The following is a 3,233-nucleotide window of genomic DNA, read 5'->3' on the forward strand; positions in this document are numbered from 1 at the left end:
ACTATCACTAGTTGTTGCGCATGTACGTATTCTGTCAATTAATTATTGACAATCATCAATTCTGGAATGATCAAAATCATCATATCGAATTATAGTCTGGTTGACTGTATCTATTGTTGGTGTCATTTCTGTTATAATATCCTGATAACCTAAAGAGTTAAATACATTTACTAAGGCCTCACACCGAAGGGCCGTAGCAATTACAAAATTATAAATTGCCAGCCGTTTATTTTCTTGTTTAACTGCAAGAATGAATTCGATAGCAGTAGTTTCATCACTTTGGATTGCATTATATAGAGATACTATATTTACCATATCATCAGAGAATGTATGTATTGAATCACAAAGGGGAACGTAATGGGCATGATAGTGTGTTTCCCAGCCAATTAATTCAAAAAGTTTTCTGGTTCCTGGATATTCAGGTGTATTTGGCCACAATCTATTAAATAGATCAGTTAGTTCTTTTCCCATACGAATCCTTTCATTTGCTGCTGGATTAGTCATTCCTTTGGATTTTAAACACTCCAGCCACCGTTTTCCATTACTATGAACTAATTTCTTACTAGCCTTGAGTAAGGCTTGTGCATTTTCGCCATCATCTATTGCTATATAAAATTGATTGGCAGCCTGTTCTATTATAACCCTAGCTAATACTTCCGATGCTGAAAAGGCTCCTATATTCAAAGAAGAGATAGCCTGATTACTAAGTTCATTCAGTACATTAAAGTACTGTAAGACCATCAATTTTTGTTCCACACCCTTTAAGTTGTCTATTTTATTTTTATGCTCCTCAAATTTTGCATGGATATATTTATTTATCACGGCTATTTTTTTTACATCTTCGTCGAAATCAAACGGGCAACGTCCAAACAATTCTTTTTTCATATATTTCTCCTGTTGTACAAGCTTCCATAAGTCGGCAGATTATACACTGAAGATTACCTATAAATAGCTGTGCGGGATAGCAGATCAGTGCAAGAAGTACAACCAAGTGAACTGTGCGTATTCAGATACCTAGCCTAACGTTCGCGATAGCCGTCCCCTGCACAAAGCCATATATTAGATGTATTAGCTCAGACCTTATCTGACAGGTTGAGTAGGTAGAATCTAATCAAAGCTGACAGTCTGGTTTGGACTGTGAGTTCAACCGATAGATGCAACACACAGCGATCTACAGACATTACTAGCATAGCTGTGTATTAATCATCGGGGAGCAGGTCAGTCCGCTCCTGGCACAAAGCGGACTGTCAGATTAGATTCAGACCTGTACTCATTAGCTGATACAAATCAGCCACATATACCTGCATTCAAAATAATTTCAGAAAGATATTATCTCCGTGAATCCCCCGCCACCTTTCCGGTGCACGGGGTTTTGTCTTTTTTCACTGGGAATACATGTATGAATCCGTCTGATGCCATTGAGGCAATTGAAAAACCGCTCTCCTCCCTGCCTTACCCAATTTCCCGTCACATCCTGGAACATCTGCGCAAACTCCCCCGTCACGAACCCGTGCCTGGCATTATGGGTAAAAGCGGGGCCGGTAAATCCTCACTCTGTAATGCACTGTTTCAGGGGGAGGTCACCCCGGTCAGTGCACTCATGACAGTGCTTCCCGGACATGCCGCCATCCCTCTGATGACACGCCTGCAGGACGAACTGCGCACGGAGTCTGTCCGCACTCAGACCCGTGAACAGTTTACCGGTGCGGTGGACCGGATATTTGACACGGCGGAGAGTGTCTGTGTTGCCTCTGTTGTCCGTACGGCCCTGCGCGCCGTTCGTGACACCGTGGTCTCTGTGGCCCGCGCGGTATGGAACTGGATTTTCTTCTTAACCCGGTAGTGATGTGCCGGGTTGTCGTTACAGATTTTTAACTCTATGAAAACACAATGCAAACGCAGCCATACCCGGGTTGTCCCCCTTGCGTTGTGTTTTTCATATTAATAGAATATAACGATCATTGCTATTATATTGATCGTTATAAACGATCGTTTGTAGTAAATGGCCTCCTCCGTGGTTGTCATGAAAATGCGTCTCAGGAAGGTTAAATAATGCACGAAAAGAACATCACCCTGCTTTGTGATGAAGCCGACCGGCTTTTGCAACTGAGCATCAATCTGCTCCGGCAAATGGTTGATGAGCCGGATGTGTTATCTGACGGTAAGAACGAAAACGGGCAGCTTTTTGATAAACAGAAAGCACTGAAAAGAATTAAGGAGCTGGAGGGCGAACAAATCAAAACCGCCCGCAGGGAGATGGTGCTGGCTGTTGTCGGCACGATGAAAGCAGGCAAATCAACCACCATCAACGCCATTGTGGGGCAGGAAATTCTGCCTAACCGTAACCGCCCCATGACCTCTGTACCGACGCTCATCCGCCACGTTCCCGGAAAAACTGAGCCGGTTCTCCATCTGGAACATATTCAGCCTGTCCGCAATTTATTAATCACACTGCAGGAAAAACTCGCCACCCCGGCAGGACAGCAGGTCGCACAGACCCTGCAGCAAACCGGGGATACCCGCGAACTGCTGGATATTCTGACGGATGATGGCTGGCTCAAAAATGAATACCACGGGGAGGAGGGAATCTTTACCGGACTGGCATCGTTAAACGATCTGGTTCGTCTTGCTGCGGCAATGGGGAGTGAATTTCCTTTTGATGAATACGCAGAAGTGCAGAAACTGCCGGTGATCGACGTGGAATTCAGCCATCTGGTGGGGATGGATGAATGCCAGGGAACACTCACACTGGTGGATACCCCCGGCCCTAATGAAGCCGGACAACCGCAGATGGAAGTGATGATGCGGGATCAACTGCAGAAAGCCTCTGCGGTGCTGGCGGTGATGGACTACACCCAGATGAACTCGAAAGCCGATGAGGAGGTTCGTAAAGAGCTTAATGCCATTGCTGATGTGTCAGTCGGCCGCCTGTTTGTGCTGGTCAATAAATTTGATGAAAAAGACCGTAATGGCGATGGGGCTGATGCAGTCTGTCAGAAGGTACCGGCAATGCTGAACAGCGATGTGCTGCCCGCCTCCCGCATTTATCCCGGATCCTCACGCCAGGCATACCTGGCTAACCGTGCGCTTCATGAGTTACGGAAAAACGGAACCCTTCCTGTTGATGAAGCCTGGGTCGATGATTTTGTCAGGGAAGCCTTCGGTCGCATGAAAAAAGATTACGTCTGTAAAGACAGCTAACTGGCAACTGAAGGGGCGACAGACCTGTGGGA

General features: G+C 45.8%; 2 protein-coding genes and 1 pseudogene. 2 read left to right on the forward strand and 1 reads right to left on the reverse strand.

Annotated features, from left to right (window positions below):
* Window positions 1-42: 42 nt before the first annotated feature.
* The gene (locus tag ACUU1M_RS19460) at window positions 43-885 is read right to left on the reverse strand and encodes a DUF5677 domain-containing protein (protein WP_134799668.1); all 843 of its coding nucleotides are present in this window, start codon (window positions 883-885) and stop codon (window positions 43-45) included.
* Window positions 886-1,399: 514 nt separating this feature from the next.
* On the opposite strand from ACUU1M_RS19460, the gene ACUU1M_RS19465 reads away from it, so the two are divergent.
* Window positions 1,400-1,843: a hypothetical protein gene (locus tag ACUU1M_RS19465; RefSeq protein WP_001069642.1), complete on the forward strand. Its 444-nt coding sequence runs from the start codon at window positions 1,400-1,402 to the stop codon at window positions 1,841-1,843.
* A 209-nt stretch (window positions 1,844-2,052) separates the two neighbouring features.
* Window positions 2,053-3,198, forward strand: a pseudogene (locus ACUU1M_RS19470) (dynamin family protein); the annotation flags it as partial.
* Between the last annotated feature and the right edge of the window lie 35 nt (window positions 3,199-3,233).

It is taken from the genome of Shigella sp. SIG6, assembly GCF_053555815.1.

Bases quoted from the DNA above. Each gene is read 5' to 3' on its own strand.
- ACUU1M_RS19460 (WP_134799668.1), bottom strand. From the start codon at position 885: ATGAAAAAAGAATTGTTTGGACGTTGCCCGTTTGATTTCGACGAAGAT.
- ACUU1M_RS19465 (WP_001069642.1), top strand. From the start codon at position 1,400: ATGAATCCGTCTGATGCCATTGAGGCAATTGAAAAACCGCTCTCCTCC.